The sequence below is a fragment of the Nocardiopsis metallicus genome (assembly GCF_014201115.1).
Lineage (GTDB): Bacteria > Actinomycetota > Actinomycetes > Streptosporangiales > Streptosporangiaceae > Nocardiopsis > Nocardiopsis metallicus.
On record NZ_JACHDO010000001.1, the window covers coordinates 2637547 to 2656689 of the forward strand.

Annotated in this window: 13 protein-coding genes; 6 read left to right on the forward strand and 7 right to left on the reverse strand. The window is 71.8% G+C overall.

The features are described from left to right. Nucleotides 1-441 precede the first annotated feature (441 nt). Nucleotides 442-606, forward strand: coding sequence for a hypothetical protein (locus HNR07_RS11245; RefSeq protein WP_017581020.1), 165 nt, complete (start codon nucleotides 442-444; stop codon nucleotides 604-606). Between the two features lie 179 nt (nucleotides 607-785). On the opposite strand, the gene HNR07_RS11250 is transcribed toward HNR07_RS11245, so the two are convergent. The 3 genes from HNR07_RS11250 to HNR07_RS11260 all read right to left on the reverse strand — a co-directional run bounded on the left by HNR07_RS11250 (nucleotide 786) and on the right by HNR07_RS11260 (nucleotide 5205). After that, nucleotides 786-1598, reverse strand: coding sequence for an inositol monophosphatase family protein (locus tag HNR07_RS11250; protein WP_184364844.1), 813 nt, complete (start codon nucleotides 1596-1598; stop codon nucleotides 786-788). A 285-nt stretch (nucleotides 1599-1883) separates the two neighbouring features. Then, entirely contained in the window at nucleotides 1884-3926 is a 2043-nt protein-coding gene (locus HNR07_RS11255; RefSeq protein ID WP_184364846.1) for a S9 family peptidase, read from the reverse strand. A 247-nt stretch (nucleotides 3927-4173) separates the two neighbouring features. Then, nucleotides 4174-5205 (reverse strand): ferrochelatase, encoded by a 1032-nt coding sequence (locus HNR07_RS11260; protein WP_184364848.1) that lies wholly within the window; start codon nucleotides 5203-5205, stop codon nucleotides 4174-4176. A gap of 132 nt (nucleotides 5206-5337) precedes the next feature. Between HNR07_RS11260 and HNR07_RS11265 the strand changes: the two genes are divergently transcribed. Next, complete coding sequence (locus HNR07_RS11265) at nucleotides 5338-6636, forward strand: D-arabinono-1,4-lactone oxidase (RefSeq protein WP_184364850.1); 1299 nt, start codon at nucleotides 5338-5340, stop codon at nucleotides 6634-6636. A 90-nt stretch (nucleotides 6637-6726) separates the two neighbouring features. Here the strand turns inward: HNR07_RS11265 and HNR07_RS11270 are convergent, their stop codons facing one another. Further along, nucleotides 6727-7866 carry a hypothetical protein gene (locus HNR07_RS11270; protein WP_184364852.1) on the reverse strand — a complete coding sequence of 380 codons (1140 nt, stop codon included), beginning with the start codon at nucleotides 7864-7866 and terminating at the stop codon, nucleotides 6727-6729. Nucleotides 7867-8438: 572 nt separating this feature from the next. Here HNR07_RS11270 and sepH point away from each other — a divergent pair. Next, nucleotides 8439-9899 carry a septation protein SepH gene (gene sepH / locus HNR07_RS11275; RefSeq protein ID WP_184364854.1) on the forward strand — a complete coding sequence of 487 codons (1461 nt, stop codon included), beginning with the start codon at nucleotides 8439-8441 and terminating at the stop codon, nucleotides 9897-9899. Nucleotides 9900-9983: 84 nt separating this feature from the next. Here the strand turns inward: sepH and HNR07_RS11280 are convergent, their stop codons facing one another. Both HNR07_RS11280 and HNR07_RS11285 read right to left on the reverse strand, forming a co-directional pair. Continuing rightward, nucleotides 9984-12062: a PH domain-containing protein gene (locus HNR07_RS11280; RefSeq protein ID WP_246420263.1), complete on the reverse strand. Its 2079-nt coding sequence runs from the start codon at nucleotides 12060-12062 to the stop codon at nucleotides 9984-9986. Further along, a complete protein-coding gene (locus HNR07_RS11285) occupies nucleotides 12062-12643 on the reverse strand; it encodes a PH domain-containing protein (RefSeq protein ID WP_184371898.1) in 582 nt (193 codons plus the stop codon). Before HNR07_RS11285 ends, HNR07_RS11280 begins: the two co-directional genes overlap by 1 nt. A 136-nt stretch (nucleotides 12644-12779) precedes the next feature. Here HNR07_RS11285 and HNR07_RS11290 point away from each other — a divergent pair, with 136 nt between their 5' ends. Further along, on the forward strand, nucleotides 12780-13754 hold the full coding sequence (locus tag HNR07_RS11290; RefSeq protein ID WP_184364856.1) for an ATP-binding cassette domain-containing protein: 975 nt from the start codon (nucleotides 12780-12782) through the stop codon (nucleotides 13752-13754). Then, on the forward strand, nucleotides 13751-14578 hold the full coding sequence (locus tag HNR07_RS11295; protein ID WP_184364858.1) for an ABC transporter permease: 828 nt from the start codon (nucleotides 13751-13753) through the stop codon (nucleotides 14576-14578). The genes HNR07_RS11290 and HNR07_RS11295 overlap by 4 nt, the downstream gene beginning before the upstream one ends. Before the next feature lie 59 nt (nucleotides 14579-14637). Here the strand turns inward: HNR07_RS11295 and HNR07_RS11300 are convergent, their stop codons facing one another. Beyond that, entirely contained in the window at nucleotides 14638-17916 is a 3279-nt protein-coding gene (locus tag HNR07_RS11300; protein WP_184364860.1) for a BTAD domain-containing putative transcriptional regulator, read from the reverse strand. Between the two features lie 288 nt (nucleotides 17917-18204). Here HNR07_RS11300 and HNR07_RS11305 point away from each other — a divergent pair, with 288 nt between their 5' ends. After that, complete coding sequence (locus HNR07_RS11305; protein ID WP_184364862.1) at nucleotides 18205-18798, forward strand: YbhB/YbcL family Raf kinase inhibitor-like protein; 594 nt, start codon at nucleotides 18205-18207, stop codon at nucleotides 18796-18798. Nucleotides 18799-19143: the final 345 nt, after the last annotated feature.

A 19143-nucleotide genomic window follows, 5' to 3' on the forward strand; every position in this document is an offset into this window, starting at 1 on the left:
TCGGCGGCGGCTCAACCCCGCACATCTCAAATCTGACACATCAAGAATAAGAAACAAGTAAGCACAAGGCCCATTCGGGAAATGTGTCTTGTGACACTCTTTTACATCACTCACCCCAAGCACGCGAGCCGCCCCGGGTCCGACCGGGCACCCCGACGCCCGAATCACCCCTGAGGCGGACTTTTCCACCCTGCGGAATGACCTTCCGCCGTCGATGGAAGTTACGGAAGGATCACGCGCGGGGGGTGGGCGTTTGACGTGGATCACAGTGCGGTAGAGGTAGGAGACGCACGCGTGGACACCGGGCACCCTCCCGGACCGCGACGAGCACGCATGTCACAGGGTCGTGACGACTTCGATTCGTGCGGACGCGAAGGCGTGCGCATACGGATTACACCGGGGCATCACCATGTCCCGGTGCCTACCCCTGGAAGAGGTGCAATGGGCGAGTTCATGGCGGAGATCAAGGTCCGTATCAGCGAGACCTATCGGTCGCTCGAATCGGCGCAGGCCGCCGGGGACGACTTCCTTGCCGACACCCATGCGTCGGAGCTCGAGGATCTCTACCGCATCGCGGCTCGCAACGGCGTCGACGCCCACTCCTGACCGGAGCGGCCGACGCCGTCCCCTGCCCCTGAGGGGCCGGGGACCGGCAGCGCAGGGACGGGGCGGGCAACCGCTCGGGTGTTCCGACCCCGTCTCCCCCAGGCCCCGGGCGCTCCCCGCGCCCGGGGCCTTCCTGTGTTCACGACCCCGGCGTGTTCCCGGTTCTCGTTCGCCCGGGGTCAGCCGTCCGTGTCGGCGCCGAGCGGGGCCAGCAGCGCGTCCAGCTCCTCGTAGAGGCCGGGGCGGGCGACGATCACCAGATCGTTGCTGGGCGGCCCGGCGCGCAGACCCCCCACCCGCAGCCCGGCCTCACTGGCGACCAGGCCCGGTGCGGCCCAGTCCCACAGGTGCAGCCCGCGCTCGTAGTAGGCGTTGTAGCGGCCGGTGGCCATCCCGGTGATGTCCACCGCGGCCGAACCGCCCCGGCGGATGTCCCGCACCAGCGGGATCACCTCGGTGAGGACCTTCGCCTGCTGGAGGCGGCGCTGGGGGAAGTATCCGAAGCCGGTGGCGACCAGCGCCCGGTCCAACGGCACCGCCTCGGGCGCGCGCAGGGCCCGCCCGCCGAGCCTGGCCCCGCCGCCCAGGACCGCCTCGAACATCTGCCCGTGGACGGGCAGGTGGACGGCGGCCGCCACGACCTGCCCGTCGACCTCCGCGCCGACGGCCACCCCCCAGTCGGGGCTCCCGTACAGGTAGTTGACGGTGCCGTCGATGGGGTCGACGACCCAGCGGACCCCGCTGCTGCCCTCGATGCCGCCGCCCTCCTCGCCGAGCACCGCGTCGTGCGGGCGGGCCGCGAGCAGCCGGTCCCTGATGAGGTCCTCGGTCGCCCGGTCCATCTCGGTGACGACGTCGGTGGGGCTGGACTTGGTGTCCAGGACGGTGATGCCCTCCTGCCCCTTGGCCGCGAGCTCTCCGGCCTCCGCCGCCACCGCGACGGCCAGGTCCCGCAGTTTCTCCGGGTCGTGTGGGGACTGGATGGTGCTCACTGGTGCCCTTTCCGCTCGTGGCCGCCCGGGCCCGGTCGTGCCTGGACGCTTCCGCCAACGAACTCTACGCCGCGCTCCCCTCAGTCGATGGTCCCCACCGCGGCACTGTTCCCAACGGCGGAGCGCCCGAGGGACGCAGGGGCCACGGCTGACCGGCCGGTCCGGTTCCCGCTTGGAGAAACGACACGGTGGTCGCAACCCCCCGGGGCCGGGGTGTTGCGACCACCGTTGGACCCCGCCCCCGCCGGGACCCTCTCGGGTGTGCGCTCCCGCGAGCCGCGAAAGCTAGAGCAGCTCGGGCTTGGTCCACTCCTTTCCGTGGACGTGGTGGTCCAGGAAGGCGAAGATCGTCTGGTACCAGATCTGGGCGTTGCCCGGGCTCAGGATCCAGTGGTTCTCGTCCGGGAAGTACAGGAACTTCGCGTCGACCCCGTGCAGGAGGAGGTCGCGCCACAGGTGCAGGCCCTCGCCGATCGGCACCCGGTAGTCCTTGTCACCGTGGATGACCAGCATCGGGGTGCGGATCTTGTCAGCGTGCAGGTGCGGCGAGTTGAGCTGGTAGCGCTCAGGCTGGGCCAGCGGGGTGCCGAACTCGTTCTCCCACACCGGCGGGTAGTCGGTGGTGCCGCTGAACCCGTCCAGCTGCCACAGGGAGGCGTGCGAGACGATCGCCTTGAACCGGTCGGTGTGCCCGGCGATCCAGTTGGCCATGTAGCCGCCGAAGGAGCCGCCCATCATGGCGGTGCGCTCGGCGTCGATGTCCTCGCGGGCCTCGGCGGCGTCGGTGATCGCCATGACGTCGGCGTGCGTGCGCGGGCCCCACTGGCCCCAGGCCCGGCGGAGCATGTCCTGGCCGTAGCCGGTGGACAGCGCGGGATCCGGCAGCAGCACCGCGTAGCCCCGGGCGGCCAGCAGCCACGGGTTCCAGCGCCAGGACCAGCCGTTGAAGCTCATGTACGGACCGCCGTGGACCCAGAGCATGAGCGGTGCGGGCGAGTCCGCCGAGGCCTCCTCGGGCAGTACCAGCCACGACCGGATCCGGGTGCCGTCGTCCGCGGTGGTCTCGATCTCGGTGAGCGTGCCCGGCATGGTCAGCTCGGAGCCGGGAGTGCGCAGGTGGACGGGCTGGCCGTCGACGGCGTCGGCGTCCAGCCGGACCGGGGCGGGCGGAGCGTCCCAGGCGTCGCGCAGCGCGTAGACGTAGCGCCCGTCCGGGGACGGGTTCAGCGCGCTGTAGGCGCCGTGGTCGCCGGTGATGCGGGTGAGCGCGCCGGTGGCCACGTCCAGGCGGAAGACCGGGCGGCGGCCGTTCTCGTCGGCGACCAGGAAGACCGTGCTGGAGTCCGCCGACCACGCGTAGCCCTGGGGCCAGAGCTCGTGGTCGGGCAGCAGGTCGCGGCCCTCGCCGGTGGCCAGGTCGGTGATCCACAGCGTGGCGTTGCGGGGCTCGCCGTCGTAGCTGCCCTCGTCGTTGGCGTGGACCAGGACCCTGGTGCCGTCCGGGGAGGGCACGGGCGAGCCGAACTCGAAGCCGGCGTCCGGACCGCCCGCGATGGTGCGGCGCTCGCCGGTGGCGACGTCGATGGCGACGACCTCATCGCGGCGGGAGCCGCCGGAGGTGGGCACGGACCAGCTGGTCAGCAGGGTGGAGCCGTCCGGAGTGAGCGCCGGGGAGGCGCCCAGCAGGGACAGGCCGGCGTCGGGGGTGAGGTCGCGGGGCTCGCCGAGGCGGGCGTCCTCGTCCTCGGGCGGGGTGGCTGTGAAGACGCGGGGGTGGTCCGGGCCGACGTCGCTGTCCCAGGAGCGCACGGGCAGGGCCTCGTGCAGGATCGCGGTGACCCCGGCCTCCTCGCGGGCCTTGCGGGCCTCGGTGTCGGCCTCGTCGTCCTCGGACCCGGGCAGGACCCTTCCGGTGAAGGCCACCAGTCCGGAGTCGCGGGCGACCGTGAAGGCGCCCACGCCGCCGGGCCGGGAAGCGACCTGGCGGGCCTCGCCGCCGTCGGCGGGCAACAGCCACAGGGCGGACTTGGGCTTGTCCTCCCCCTTGGCCTCGGGGTCGGCTCGGCCGGTGCTGAAGAGTACCGAGCCGTCGGGGAGGAACTCCGCGCCCGACTCGCCCTTGGTGGAGCGGGTCAGGCGCCGGGGGGCGCGCCCGCCCTCGGACTCGGGAGCCGTGTCGATCTCCCACAGGGCGCTGCGGAAGGACTTGGCGTCGGGGGCGATGTCGCTCACGGGCGCGACGAGGCGGGTGCCGTCCGGGGACAGGCGCAGCCCGTTCACGCGGCGCAGGCGAACGTACTCCGGCAGTTCATACCAGGAACGAACCAAGGGGAATCTCCAGAAACCGTCGACTTGTGGTCTGGGACGACCTTATCCGGGACAGTGAACCCGGTCACCACCCCTTTTCACGTTTCCCCACGTCAAGGGCGTCAACATTGTTGACTCAGCCTCTCCCGGAGAGCGCGTCCGGGACAGCGGCGAGGGCGCCGTCCCGGACGCGGGCGGGTTCACCGAGCGTCAGGAGAGCGCTCGGAACAGGCGCTAGGCCAATCGCGGCCGTTTGCGCTCCACCGGGTCAGCGCTGCTTGCAGCACTGACCGCTTCCTCCGGCGCAGGGCGGCAGGGAGGCGAGCTTGTGCTCTTCTCCGCGGCCGGTGTACTCGCGGACCAGCTCGGTCACCATGGACACGAACGCGGGGTGCGTGCCGGGGCTGAGCGCGCGCTCGTAGCCGATGCCCAGCTTCTTGGCGGTGTCGCGGGCCTCCACGTCGAGGTCGAACTTGACCTCCATGTGGTCGGAGACGAACCCGTGCGGGATGACCACCACGGCGGGCACGCCCTCCTCGGCGAGCTCCTCCATCCGGTCGTTGACGTCGGGCTCCAACCAGGGCTGGCTGGGCGGGCCGCTGCGGCTCTGGTAGACGAGCTCGTAGGGGTAGGCGCGGTCCAGGCGCTCGACCACCAGACGGGCCGCCTCGGCGAGCTGGGCCCCGTAGGCGCCCTCCGGGCCGAAGCCGTGCCCCGGAGGACCGCTGGCCTCGGCCATGGCGCTGGGGATGGAGTGCGCGGAGAACAGCAGGCGCACGCCCTCCCGCTGGTCGGCGGGGAGCTTGTCCAGGGACGCCTGGGTGTACTCCACGAGGGGTTCGATGAACCCGGGGTGATCGTAGAAGGGGCGGATCAGGTCGACCTCGGGCGCGTCCTCGCCCAGGCCGGCGAGGGCTCGCTCGATGTCCTCGTGGTAGGCGGTCCGGCTGGACCAGTTGCAGTACGCGGAGGTCGGCAGCGCCAGCACACGGCGGATGCCGTCCTTCTTCATCTGCGCGAGGGTGTCGGTGAGCATCGGTTCCCAGAACCGGTTGCCCCAGTAGATCGGCAGGTCGATGCCGTTGGCGTCGAAGTCGGTGGTGATGGCGGCGAGCAGGTCCCGGCACTGCTGGTTGATCGGGCTCACTCCACCGAAGAGGAAGTAGTGCTCACCGACCTCCGCCAACCGCTCGCGGGGGATGTTGCGCCCGCGGGTGACGTTCTCCAGGAACGGGATGACCTCGTCCTCGCCCTCCGGGCCACCGAAGGAGATCAGCAAAAACGCGTCGTAAGGCCTCATGCACCTCATGAAACCAGCTCCCGGGGACCTCCTCGATCCGCCCCCGCCCTGAGTGTTGGGACTTTCGTACCTTCCGTGACCAGGGACACTCCCGGTCTGGTCACATAAGTGACTGATGGGTAATGTCACCGCATGACTGATGTGTTGTGGCACACCTGGGCCGGCACCCACCAGGCCCGCCCACGCCGAACGGCTACCCCCAACAACACCGAGGAGGTCGCCGCCGCGGTCAGGTCGGCGGACGCCGACGACCTGTGCGTGCGCATGGTCGGCTCCGGGCACTCCTTCACCGACGTGGCCATCACCGACGGCCTGCTCCTGGCCCCCACCTCCCTGACGGGTGTGCGGTCGATCGACCCGGTGGCGGGCACCGCCACGGTCGAGGCCGGGCTGCCCCTGTGCGACTTCAACGACGCCCTGGCCGCGCACGGCGTGGCCCTGGCCAACATGGGCGACATCGCCGTGCAGACCGTCTCCGGCGCGGTGCAGACCGGCACCCACGGCACCGGACGCGACGCGGGCGGACTGGCCAGTCAGGTCGTGGGACTGGAGCTGGTACTGGCCGACGGCTCCGTGGTCGAGTGCTCGGCGGAGCGCGACCCGGACCTGTTCCACGCCGCCCGGGTGGGTCTGGGCGCCTTCGGCGTGGTGACGGCGCTGACCTTCGCGGTCCGCCCGGCATTCCTGCTGCACGCCCAGGAGGAGCCCATGCCCCTGGACGAGGTGTTGGAGCGCCTGCCCGAGCTGCGCGCGAAGAACGACCACTTCGAGTTCTTCTGGTTCCCGCACACCGGGAACACCAACACCAAGCGCAACAACATCACGCAGGGGCCAGCCGCTCCGCTGTCGGCCTTCAAGAGCTGGCTGGACGACGACTTCCTGTCGAACACCCTCTTCGACCGGATCAACCGGGTATGCCGACGCTTCCCCTCGGTGGTGCCGAAGGTCAACCAGATCAGTTCCCGCGCGCTGTCCGCGCGAACCTACACCGACGTATCGCACAAGGTGTTCGCGTCCGTGCGCGACGTGCGTTTCGTGGAGATGGAGTACGCGATCCCGGCCGAGCACGCGGCGGACGTGCTGCGCGAGGCCCGGTCGATCGTGGACCGCGGCGACCACCGGGTGAGCTTCCCGGTGGAGGTGCGCTTCGCCCCGGCCGACGACGTGTGGCTGTCCACCGCCTACGAGCGCGAGACCGCCTACGTCGCGGTGCACATGTACAAGGGAACGCCCTATGAGGCCTACTTCGCAGACCTGGAGGCGGTCTTCACCTCGGTGGGCGGACGGCCGCACTGGGGCAAGCTGCACACCCGCGACCGCGCGTACCTGGAGGGCGTGTACCCGCGCCTGAACGACGCTCTGGCGGTTCGCGACCGGGTGGACCCGCACCGCCGCTTCGGCAACGCCTACCTGGACAAGGTGTTCGGTTAACGGGTCACCCCTGACGCAACGTCCCCCGGCCCTCGTCTCGTCGAGGGCCGGGGGACGGTTCGCGTGTACCGGAGACCGTGTGCGCCGGGGCTAGCCGTTGGGGGCCACCGGGGCGGGTTCGGCGGGAGCGTCACCCTCGGGAGGGTGCTCCGTCCCGGGGTCGGGCGCCTCCCCGCCGCCCGGCTCCGCCGGTTCCCCGCCGCCCGCTGGCGGCTCCGCGGGGTCGGTCGCACCGCCGCCGGGCGCCTCGGGCTGAGGCTCGCCCGGGGGCGCGATGGGCTCGGACTCCACGGGAGCGTCGGTCCCCTGTGGCTGGGTTCCGGTCCCGCTCCCCGTCTCCGGCTGATCCCCCTCGGTGGTCTGCGGAGCCTCTTCCCCGTCCTGCGCCTGCGAGGACTGGCCGCCGAACAGCGAAGGAGAGGTGGGCTCGTCCTGGCCCTGCGTCCAGGCGGTCAACGAGCGCCCGGTGAGCAGCTCGAAAGCCAGGATCACCAGCATGACCAGGGTGAACACCACCGCGGCCGAGATGACGACCGTCTTCCAACCGCGCTTGGGGCGTTCATCGCCGATCGCGCCGTCCGCGTCCTCGGCCGAGCCGTCCGGGTACCGCGTATCGCCGGGGTCGCCGGGGTCGCCGACCTGGGGCAGGAGTTCGGTGGCGTCGGCGAACGGCGGTCCGCCCGCCTGCGTGGGGTCTTTGGGGTTGCCGAAGCCGTGAGCGACGGTCTGCCCCGGCAGGTCCAGCCCCACCACGGGCATGGCCATCGTCCTGGTGGCGTCGGGGTCGGCGGGGAAACCGAAGGGGTTGGGGGCGTCGGGGTCCGCGACCCGGGTGGCTCCGGTGTCGAAACCCGTGGGGCCGGTTCCGGCCTCGGCCGCGTCCCGTGCGGCCTCCTCCGCAGCGGCTTCGGCCTCGGTGTCGACCAGGGCCCGCACGCCGTTCTGCTTGGCGGTCTTCTTCTCCGCCAGTTCCTTGGCCTGCTCGCCGCTGCGGGTGAGCCAGTGCTGGATCACGGGGGCCGCAGAGGTGCTGAGCACCGCCATGACGCCGGTACCGATGACGGTGCCGTAGACGTTGAGGTAGGAGGCCGCGGTGGCGGCGGTCAGCGTCGCGACACCGGCCCCGGCGACCTGCGCCACGCTCAGGTCGATGCGCTTCTTCTTGCCCTTGTCCTCCTGCGCGCCCGCCCCTTCCTCCTCGAACTCGTCCCCGTGGTCGGGTCTTGGCATGGTGCGGTCCCCCCTTGGTGTCGGCCGCGCACGGGGGAGGTGCGGCTCATGGTCGTGGGATGGGCGTGTGATGGGGCAGATGCTCCCGCAAGCCCCTAACTCCACATAAAGCCCATAAGTGGAAACTTCACCATAAGGGGAACTGGTCACTGATAACGCCATGAAATAAGAAGGATCACTGTGTGGCATCCATCGGCGTGTCGAGTTGCGAACGGCAGGAGACGTCAAGTTTGGACCTGGTCCGAGATCGGAGTTTTTCCCAGACCTGGGGTGATTCGAGGTCCCCGGGATACCATCACCGCGGAGCCTTCGCGCGGGATCGGCGACATTCCCCCACGATCGCTCCCGGTCGCGGAAGGTTCAGCGTGTCAAGATTGGCAGCGGAAGCGACCGTGAGGGCCCCGGAACCCCGGGGCAGCTCCCACCGTGGTGCCCACCACGGGCCGGGAGGCGGGCACAGTTCGGACATGCCGGGCGCGGTACTGGCCGAACAGTTGTCGGCCGACCAGACTTGGAGAACGCGGGGGACGGTCCGCCAGACCAACCCTCGACGGGACGCGAAAGGGAGGGCGATGCACGAGCTTCGCCTCGTGGCCGTGAGTGAGGACGGCACCTACCTGGTGCTCGCCAGCACCGGCCGTGGCACCCGTTTCATGCTGCCCGTCGACGACCGCCTCCGTGCCGCAGTACGCGGCCAGTTCTCCCGGCTCGGCCAGTACGAGATCGAAGTGGAGAATCCGTTGCGCCCCAAGGAAATCCAGGCCCGCATCCGGTCCGGCGAGACCGCGGAGGCCATCTCCGAGATCTCCGGGATACCCATCGAACGGGTGCGCTGGTTCGAGGGACCCGTCCTCCAGGAGCGCGAGTACATCGCGCAGCAGGCCCAGCGAGCCACCGTGCGTTCACCGAACGACGCCTCGCCGGGCCCCTCCCTGGGCGACCTGGTCACCAAGAGGATCGGCGCCCACCAGCTGGAGACCGGCGACGCCGCCTGGGACTCGTGGAAGCGGGAGGACCGCTCCTGGCAGCTGAAGCTGGTCTTCCTGCACGGCGGCGACGAGCGTGTCGCCCACTGGCTGTACGAGCCCAGACACAACAGCGTCACGCCCGCTGACGAGGAGGCCGCCCGGTTCTCCTCCAACGAACCCCTGGACGCGGCACCCGCTCCCAGCACGAACGTCACACCCTTCACCCCGCGCCGCAACGAGGCCACCGCCGACCTGCCCCGCCTGGACGCCCAGTCCGCCGCTGAGCGACGCCCGGACCACGTCGCCCCGCGCCGCCTGTCGCCCGCGCAGGACACGCCGTTGGACGAACCGCTGCGTCCGGTCGCGCGCCGACCCGAGACCGACCAGTTCGGGGTGCCACTGCGGGAGGAGCGCCAGCGCCAGGCCCCGCCGGAGCCTGAGCCCGCACCCCGCCGGCCTCTGGACCGGCCCAGCGAGCGATTCGCCGAGCGCCGTGGTGAGGCCCCGCCCGCGGCGCCGCTGCCGCAGACCCCGCGGCCCGCCGCGGCCCGGTCCGAGCCGGCTGCCCACCAGCGCTTCGCCGACCCGGTCGAGGCACCGCCCGCGCGCCCCGAGCCCCGCGGACACGAGCCCCGCCAGCCCGAACCCGAGCGGTACGAGACCGAACCCCGCAGGCAGTTCTTCGAGGAGCCCGGTCCCGTCGCGCACGAGGCCTCTGAGCCCTCCGAACCCAGGCGCCCCGAGCCCCGGCAGCGGCCCGCGGCGCCGGACTGGCTGGATGCCCGACCCGCCCCGGGCCCCGAGCCCGAGGCCGAGACCGAGGAGGCCCCGGCCGCCGAGGAGACCCAGCAGCAGCGTCCGCGCCGCCGCCGGGCCACCATCGACCTCAACGACAAGGGAACACCGCGCCGCGCCGCGGAGCAGGCCCCGCCCACGGCCCCGGCCGTTCCGGCCGCGGCCAACGGCTCGCCCGGCGGCGGAGCGGCCAAACGCAAGGGCCGCGGACGCCGCGCCTCGGTGCCGTCCTGGGACGAGATCATGTTCGGTTCCAAGAAGAACGACTGAACAGCCCTGAGAGAACGAACGAGCAGACGTGAGAGTACGAAGGGGAGGGCGGTCACCGCGCGGTGACCGCCCTCCCCTTCGTGCTCACTCCCGGTGGCCTGGTCCGTTCTCTCCCTGGCCACCCGGGTCCCGAGTGCTCGGGCCACGACTGCTCGCCCGCTGTCCGCTCGGGCGCGGCTCGTCCTCCGGCTGGGCCAGGAAGGGGCGCACCATCTCCGGGGTGATCCGCGCGGCGAAGGCCACGGACTCGTCCAGGGCGGCGTCCTGGGCGGTGTAGCCGCCCGTGCCCGCGCCCACGGTGACCTGGAGGTCGGCCAGGCGGGAGCGGCGCTGGAAGAGGGTCTGGGTCCAGGTCCACCCGATCACCGCCGACCGCTCCACCGTGGCCTGCGAACGGGACAGCGATCCCGAACGTACGCTCACGTGTTCGCCGTCGTAACCGTGGCCCAGCGAGCGGTAGCGGTCGATGCCCAGCGGTACGCCCAGCAGGGCCAGCACTGCGGCGGTCACCACAAGCCAGGTGATGTCCAGAGCCGCCGCAGCGGCCGCCACCACCGCGAAGGGCAGCACCGCCCGGGTCAGACGGCGGTACAGCGCCGCCCGGGGATGCCGGGTCAGGGGCGCGCGGAACAGCGCCAGAGCCCGGTCCAGCACCGGTTCCACCCGCGAGCGCGGGCCGACCGGCAGCAGGACCGCCCGCGTGGCCGCGTCTCCCAGCCCAGTGACGATGGCGCGCAGCCCCACCGCCCCGCGCGTACGTTCGAGAGGGCTGTCCAGCAGCTCGTACCCGCGGATCCGCCGCTTCTCCAGGGTGACGCTGCGCCGGGTGAACAGGCCCCGCTCAGCGACCAGGGAGCCGTCCCGCTCCTTCAGGGAGAAACCCCAGTGGGTGAGCGCGTAGGAGGCCACCGCGAAGACCGGCATCAACAGCACCAGCACCCCGACGGCCGCCGTCCCGAACACCATCAGGAAGGCGCGGTCCGTGCTGGTCACCCAGTCGACGAAGTAGTCGGTGGCCAACTGCCCGGCCGACTGCTGGACCATGCCGAACAGGGTGGCCAGGACCACGAACGGGGTCAGCAGGTACCCCAGGCTGAGCGCCCCGTACAGGTACCAGGACCGGGGCATCGTGAAGTGGGTGACGGTGTCGTCGGCGACGTCTGCGTCCAGGGGCGTGTGCGCGGCGGCCGGGACACCGTTCTCGCCTTCCCCTCCCGGTGCCTCAGGGGTGGCCTCCGCCTCCCCCGCCTCCTTCTCCGTGAGCACGGCCTTGCGGTGCAGCAGGACCCGGCGCAGCCGCTCCGCCTCCTGCGTGGAGACGGCGTCGAGCTTGCCGTCCTCGGTGTCGCCGACCGAACCCGCGGCCGCCTCGATCCGCACCACCGCCACGCCCAGCATCCGGTGCAGCAGGGTGCTGGTGACGTCCACTCCCCGTACCCGTTCCAGCGGGATCGTGCGGCGCGAACGCCGGATCAGGCCCTTGCGGATCTCGATCCGGTCCTCGCCCACCTCGTAGCGGAACGTCTTCCAGGTGACCAGCCCGCCGACCAGCAGAGCGATGACGCCCATCCCGGTGGCCGTCAGCAGCCACGGGTTGAACCCGCCGATCACCAGACCGGCGAGGACGGGCAGCAGGAGGCTCTTGAGCTGGTTGATCGGCCCGACGACCATGCTGCGCGGGCTGAGCTGCCGGGCGCTCTCGGCGCCGAAGCCGGGCACGGGCTCACCCGGGGTCTCACCCCACCAGGAACGGGGCTGCCCACCGTAGGCGTGCGGGCCTTCGGTGAAAGTCGGGCCCTGGGCAGCGGGTGGCCCGGCATGCTCCGGGTGAGGGTGCCCGGGGTACGCATGGCCGCCGGGCGGATCCCCATGCGTGGCGCCTGGCACGGTCCCCGCCCCGGGTGGGGACCACGGCGCGGCCCCCGGAGCGGGTGCGGCCCCCGGCCCGGGCTCGGGCGCCGCGGCGGTGGAGGAGGTACTGCCCGGCGCAACCCAACCACCGGCTCCCGCACCCGCTCCGCCCGGTTCGGGCTCGGCGGGTCCGGCGGGATCGGCGGGATCGGCGGGGGCGGGGCCGACGGGGTCCGGGTCGGAGCCGTAGGGATCCGGGTCGGAGCCGTAGGGGTCCGGGTCGGGTTCGGGCTGTCCGTGGTATCGGTCCATCAGGTCGCGTCGTCCCGCAGGGTCCCGGCGCGCAGGGCCAGCTCTTCGCTGAGTCTGCGCGCCTCGTCGGAGTCCAGCCCCTCGATGGTCGAGGAACCGGCGAAGGAGGCGGTCTGGACCTTCAGCGTGGCCACGTCGAAGACCCGCTCCAGCCACCCCTGGGTGTGGTCCACGGTCTGCAACCGGTTGACCGGGACCAGCTGCCAGGCGCGGCTGATCCAGCCCACCCGGGTGTAGATGACGTCGTCGCTGACCTCCCAGCGGTGAACCCGGTAGCGCCAGGACGGCACGATCGCGATCTTGGCCAGCGCGTACACGAAGTAGGCCACCGGCAACACCCGGGCGTTCTCCGAGGCCCACCCGGGGATCCAGCCCCAGGGGGCCGAACTGACCGCCCAGGCGACCAGGCTCAGCAGGACCAGGTTGAACAGCGACCCGAAGATCAGCCGCAGGGTCCACACCCCGATCGCCCGTCCGCTCACCCTCCGCAACGGTGGCCGCAATCGCGCGACCTCGGTCGACGCGGGCGGTTCGGAGGGCTCCTCCGAGGGAGGAATGGCGTCGTGCGGCGGGGTGTTCATCACAGGCAAGAGTCTAGGGGTTGGTGTCCTGCCAGCGTTGGACACCGATGGTGTCAGGGCGGGGCGACCCGGGCTGTCAGCGTTTTGTCAGTGCAGGTCGGCACACTTGTGAACAGACGCTGATAACGGAGGACTGATGACTGACGCCATCCGCGCGGAGGGTCTGGTCAAGCACTTCAAGGGCAAGACCGCCCTGGACGGAGTGGACCTGACGGCCAGGACGGGCGCCGTGCTAGGCGTTCTGGGGCCCAACGGGTCCGGGAAGACCACGACCGTCCGCATTCTGTCCACACTGCTCAGACCGGACGGCGGGCACGCCACCGTGGGCGGCTTCGACGTGGTCAGCCAGCCGCACGAGGTCCGCCGCCAGATCGGGCTGACCGGCCAGTACGCGGCGGTCGACGCCGAGCTGACCGGTGCCCAGAACCTGGTGCTCATCGCCCGCCTGCTCGGGTTCGGCCGTGCCGACGCCCGGGCCAGGGCCAAGGAGCTGCTGGAGCGCTTCGGGCTGTCCGACGCCGCCGACCGCCCCGCCAAGACCTACTCCGGCGGGATGCGCCGCCGCCTGGACCTGGGGGCGAGCCTGGTGGGCCGCCCCGCGCTGCTGTACCTGGACGAGCCGACCACCGGTCTGGACCCGCACAGCCGCAACGGCCTGTGGGAGGTGGTGCGCGACCTGGTGGGCGACGGGGTGACCGTGCTGCTCACCACCCAGTACCTGGAGGAGGCCGACCAGCTCGCCGACGACCTCCTCGTGCTGGACCACGGCAAGGTGATCAGCCGGGGCACGCCCGAGGAGCTGAAGAACCACGCGGGCAACCAGGTGCTGCAGCTGCGCACCGTCGATCCCGGCCAGCTGCCGCTGGCCACCCGGATCGTGGAGGCCGTGACCAGTACCCCCGCCACCGCGGACGGTCTGCTCGTCAGCGTCGCGGTCACCGACGTGAACGTGCTACCCGAGACCGTGCGCCGCCTGGACGAGCAGGGCGTGGCCGTGGCCGAGCTCTCCCTGCGCAAGCCGAGCCTGGACGAGGTCTTCCTCGCCCTGACCGGCCACACCGCCGAAGACGAGACCGCGGGCCGGCCCGCGAACGAAGGGACCCCCGCATGAGTGCCGTGTCGACCCGGCCCCGGACGCTTCAGCAGGGTGTGACGGTGGCTCCGGCCAACATCACCCCGCTGGCCACGGTCCAGCACGGGCTTCAGCTCACCTGGCGCAGCGTCCTGAAGATCAAGGCCAACCCCGAAGAGGTCTTCGGGCTGATGCTGCAGCCGGTCATGTTCGTGACCCTGTTCGTCTTCGTCTTCGGACAGGCGATGATGGGCGACTGGCAGACCTACCGCGACTTCCTCATGCCGGGGATCATCGCGCAGTCGGTCATTTTCGCCACGATGGGCACGGGCTTCAGCCTGAGCCAGGACGTGGAGAAGGGGATCTTCGACCGCTTCCGCTCCCTGCCCATCGCGCGGTCGGCTCCGCTGATCGGCGCCATCCTGGGCGACCTGGTCCGGTACGCGATCACCGTGGTGATGGTGATGGTGGTGGGCCTGGCGATCGGATTCCGCCCCGAGGGCGGTGCCGTCGGTGTGCTGCTGGCCAGCGCGCTGGTGCTGCTCTTCGCGTTCGCGCTGTGCTGGATGTCGGCCTTCGTGGGCATGATCGTGCGCACGCCGATGGCCGTGCAGTCCTTCGCGATGATCCTGCTGTTCCCGCTGACCTTCGGCAGCTCGACCTTCGTCTCGCCCGACGACATGCCGGGCTGGCTGGCGCCGATCGCGGCCAACAACCCCGTCACCCACGTGGTGGACGCCATGCGCGGACTGATGCTCGGCGGTGACGTCGCCGGGCCGGTCGCCTGGACGCTGGTGTGGACCGTCGTGATCACGGCGATCTTCTTCCCGCTGGCCGTGTGGGCCTACCGCCGCCGCACCTGAGGCCGCGGTAGACCCCCGTGTGCGAGGGGTGTGCTGGGCACGCCGACACACCGGCGTGCTCAGTACGCCCAGTCGCCGAGGTCGACATCGTCCGGCACGATCGGGGCGAGCCACTCCGCCACCCGGCTGCGGGCCGCCTCCCGCTCGGTGCCCTCCCCCTCGCCCGTGAGCCGGGTGAAGCCCTCCTCTCCCAAACGCTCCCGCAGCTGTTCACGGACCCGCCGCACCTTGGGGGTGGTGGTGTCGGCGACCCCGCGCAGCCGGGCGGCGTAGCCGAGCATGAGCGCGGCCCGCTCCGGGTCCTCCTCCGCGGTCAGAACCGCGAAGGCGTCCAGGACATCGGAACTGACACTGCCCAGTCCGTACCGGGACAGCCACCAGGCCCGGCCCGCGTCCTTCCACGCCCGGTCGGGATCACCCTCCTCCCAGGCCAGGTAGGCCGACTGGATCCGCCAGCTGGGTTCGATGTAGGCCGGGGCGAACCCGCCCAGAGCGGCCACGGCGGGCTCGGTCTCGTCCATCAGCCGGCGCGCCTCGTCCCTGCGGCCCGCGGCGCGCAGCCACATGATCTGGGTGAGCCGGAGCGACACCAGGTGGGTCTCTTCGACCGAACTCCCCGCGACCTGTTTGAGGTCCTGCTCGGCTTCCTCCACCTCGCCCATGTCGGTGAGGATCTGGGCCCGGCGGGTGTGGAACATGGCCAACGTCCCGTCCAGGCCGCTGTCCCCGGCCAGCTCTATCCCCTCGGTGAGCAGGCGGTGGCAGCGTTCGAGGTCGGTGAAGCGGGTAACGTCCACCAGCTGGACGAGGGCGTTGCTCTGCCCCCACACCTCCCCGAGTTCGCGCATCTGGCCGAGCGCGGCCGTGGCCCGTTCCAGGGCGCGCTCGGCCTCCCCGAAGACCGCGTCCAGCAGGGCGAGCATCAGGTACGTGATCGCCCGGGTCCAGGGATCGTCCTGGCGTCCGACACTCTCCTCCAGACGCGTGCGGGCCCGGCTGCTCGGACGGCCGTCCGTCATCGCCCGGTAGACGAGGCTGAGGACGAGCACGGGGTGCTCCTCGGCGCGCTGTCCCGAATCGGCCAGGATCTTGTCCACCCGGTCGAGCCGTTCCATGACCACGGCGCGGCCCGCCCCCATCTCCCCCGACATGTGGAACAGACAGCTGGCGTAGGCCGTCTCGTGTCCGGGCGGGGGCGTGTCCCCCACCAGTTCCACGACCTGGCGCGCCCATCGGCTGACCTGTTCCCAGCGCTCGTCGAGGGTCCAGTACCACTGGGAGCACTCCACCAGGTCCAGGGCCAGGGCGGTGTCCCGCCGCTCCACCGCCCAGTGGAAGGCCGCCACGCAGTTGTCGGCCTCCGCGCCGAGCCGGGCCAGCCACGCCCGCTGCCCGGGGCCGCGCAGTTCGGGGTCGGCCCGCCGCCACAGGTCGCGCGCGTAGCGGGCCTGCGCGTCCCGGACCCGCTCCTCCTCACCGCTGTCGGTCAGGCGCTCGGCCGCGTAGGCACGGATCGTCTCCAGTTGCCGGTAGCGGGGAGGGACGTCGTCGCGGTCGGGGGTCTCCGCGACCACCAGCGACTTGTCCACGAGGGCGAACAGGACCGTCCAGACATCGTGGCCCGCGACGACCCCGTGCGGGCCGCCCGGGTCGGAGCCGACCTGTTCGACCGCTTCCAGGGTGGCCCCGCCGGGGAAGGCCGCCAGGCGTCGCAGCAGGCGGCGTTCGGGTTCGCCGAGGAGTTCCCAGCTCCAGTCCACCACCGCGCGCAGTGTCCGGTGCCGGGGCAGGGCTGACCGGCTTCCCGCGGTGAGCAGGCGGAACCGGTCGGAGAGGCGGTCGGCGAGCTGGGCGGGCGACATCACGCGGAGCCGGGCCGCGGCAAGTTCCAGCGCGAGCGGCATGCCGTCCAGTTCACGGACGATCCGGACGACGTGGGCCACGTTGTCGGGTCCGACGGTGAAACCGGGGAGCGCGGACTCCGCGCGTTCGGTGAACAGGGTCACGGCGGGGTAGGAGCGGGCCTCCTCCACCCCGGCGGTCTTCGGCGGCGGGGAAAGCGAGGGCACCGGCAGGAGGCTCTCGCCCCCGACCCCCAGGGGTTCGCGGGACGTGACGAGTACGCGCAGGTCCGGGCAGCGCGACATGAGCACCTCGACCAGGCGGGCGGCGTCGTCCACCACGTGTTCGCAGTTGTCCAGCACGACCAGTGCGGAGCGCTCGCTCAGGAAGGAGAGGACCCGGTCCAGCGGAGTCTGCGGGGCCATGGCGGTGCGCGTCTGGATCATGGCCTGTCCGCGCAGTTCCAGGGCGGCCGCCAGGGCGTCGGGCAGATCCGTCCCCTGGCGCACGGGGGCGAGCCCGACGAACCAGACCCCGCCGGAGGCGAGTTCGGGGGCGTGCTCGACCAGGGTGGCGGCGGCCTCCACGGCCAGGCGGGTCTTACCCGCGCCTCCGGGGCCGGTGAGGGTGACCAGCCGGGAGCCGGACAACCGGGTGACGGCCGCGCGTACCTCGGCCTCTCGGGGCACGAAGCTGGTCAGCGGCCGGGGCAGGCGAACGACCGCCGGCGGGGGCGGCTCGGTGGCGGGTCCACCGGCGGAGAACTCACCCCGGAGCAGGCTCAGGTGGACCTGCTGAAGGTGTTCGGAGGGGTCCAGGCCCAGTTCCTCGGCGAGCCGGTCCCGGAAACCCTCGTAGGCGGCGAGGGCGTCGGCGGTGCGCCCGCTGCCGGCCAGGGCGCGCATCAGCAGTTCGGCGGGGCGTTCACGGTGCGGTTCCCCGGCGGCCAGCGACTCCGCCTCGGGCAGTGCCGCGACGAAGCGGCCGAGGTCCAGGCGTGCGCTCAGGTGGTCCTCGCGCGCGGTGCGGTGGGCCTCGGACAGGCGCAGGGCGACGTGCTCGGCCACGCCCCGGGCGGTGAGGTCGGGCAGGGCGGGGCCGCGCCACAGATCGAGCGCGGCCGACAGCGCGCGTTCGGCCTGCTCGGGGCGGCCGGCCAGGAGCCGTTCCCGTCCGTGCCCGGCCAGGTGCTCGAACTCGTGCAGGTCCACCTGGCCGGGGTCGACCTCCAGCCGGTACCCGGAGGCGTCACCGTGCAGGCGGGCCCCCTCCCCCAGGGCCCGGCGCAAGCGGGAGGCCAGGGCCTGGAGGGCGTTGCCAGCGGCGGCGGGGACGTCCTCCCCCCAGATGGCGTCGGTGAGCTGTTCGGTGGCCACCTGCTGGCCGGGGCGGAGCAGCAGCAGGGTCAGGAGGGCGCGCAGGCGGGCGCCGCCGATGGTGATGGGGTGCCCCGAGGCGTCGTGCACCTGGAGGGGGCCCAGAATAGAGAACCGCACCGACCCATGATCTCCGATCCGCGGGGAGAAAGCCCGCCGATATCGTGCGCGGCACCAGCGGCACCAGCGGCACCGGCGCGGGCGGAGGCCGCGCGACGCGGATCCGGCGGCGCTCCGGAATCCCGTGGTCGCGGCCGATCACAGTAAGGTTCGCTCAGGAGCGTGTTCCGGTGCCCGCCGCGGCAGCCGGTGAACGCGATTCCACCGTGACCGTCCCGGACCCTCCGGTGTCGTGTCCGGTGTACAGCGAGTCTCGCCTTTTGGCCCGAAAGTGCAGCAGGAGCCCCATTGTCCCCGGTCTTGTCTTCCCTCCGGACCACCGCCGCGCACGGCGTACCCCGAACGTCCCCCGGAGCCCGCGTGGGAGCGCTCGTGGCGGGTGCCGCCCTGGTGGCGTCGACCGGCTGCGGGATGTCCTCGGAGCTGCGCGCCGAGATGCCCACCGACATCAACGTGACCAGCCCGATGATGCAGGAGGCCCAGCCGCTCCCGAGCGCGTACACGTGCGAGGCCGACGGCGAACCGGTCTCGCCGCCGCTGAGCTGGTCGGGACTGCCCGACGACGTGGGTTCGATCGCGCTGGTGATGGACGACCCGGGTGCCGCCGTCGTGTTCTGGATGGTCTACGACCTGGACCCGCAGCTGGTCGAGCTGCGCCAGAACACCGTTCCGGGCAACGCGAAGCTGGGCCAGAACACCTTCGGGGACTCCGCCTACGGGGCGCCGTGCCCCGAGGAGGGAGACGTGCACGAGTACCGCTTCACCGTGTACGCACTGGACGGGACCCTGGACCTGCCCGAGGGGGCGGCGCTGAGCCTGACTCTGGACGGCATCGCCGAGCAGGCCGTGGCCAGGGGAACACTGGTCACCAGCAGCGAGTGACCTGGGGCACCTTGGGTGCTTTTCGACAGCCCGAATCCGGCCGACCACACCCGCCCGGTGTCAACGGAATTAACTGAGGAAGCCCCTGTCGCCCTCTGCACACAACGCACGACAGCACATACAGTGGCCCTGTGCCCCCCACCCCATTTCAGATGACCGATTCCCACCCAGCCGCCCCGCGGCACCCTGATCCGAGACCGCGTCGGACCACCGGCGGACGCACCCTTCCAGCCCTTCGGGCTCGGTGCGCCGGAACCACGCGGGCACGGGCCGCCACCTCACCTCGACCGGACCTCGCCCGGCCGGCCCCCGGCGCTCCCCGGGCGCGGCCAACCTCCCCAAGGT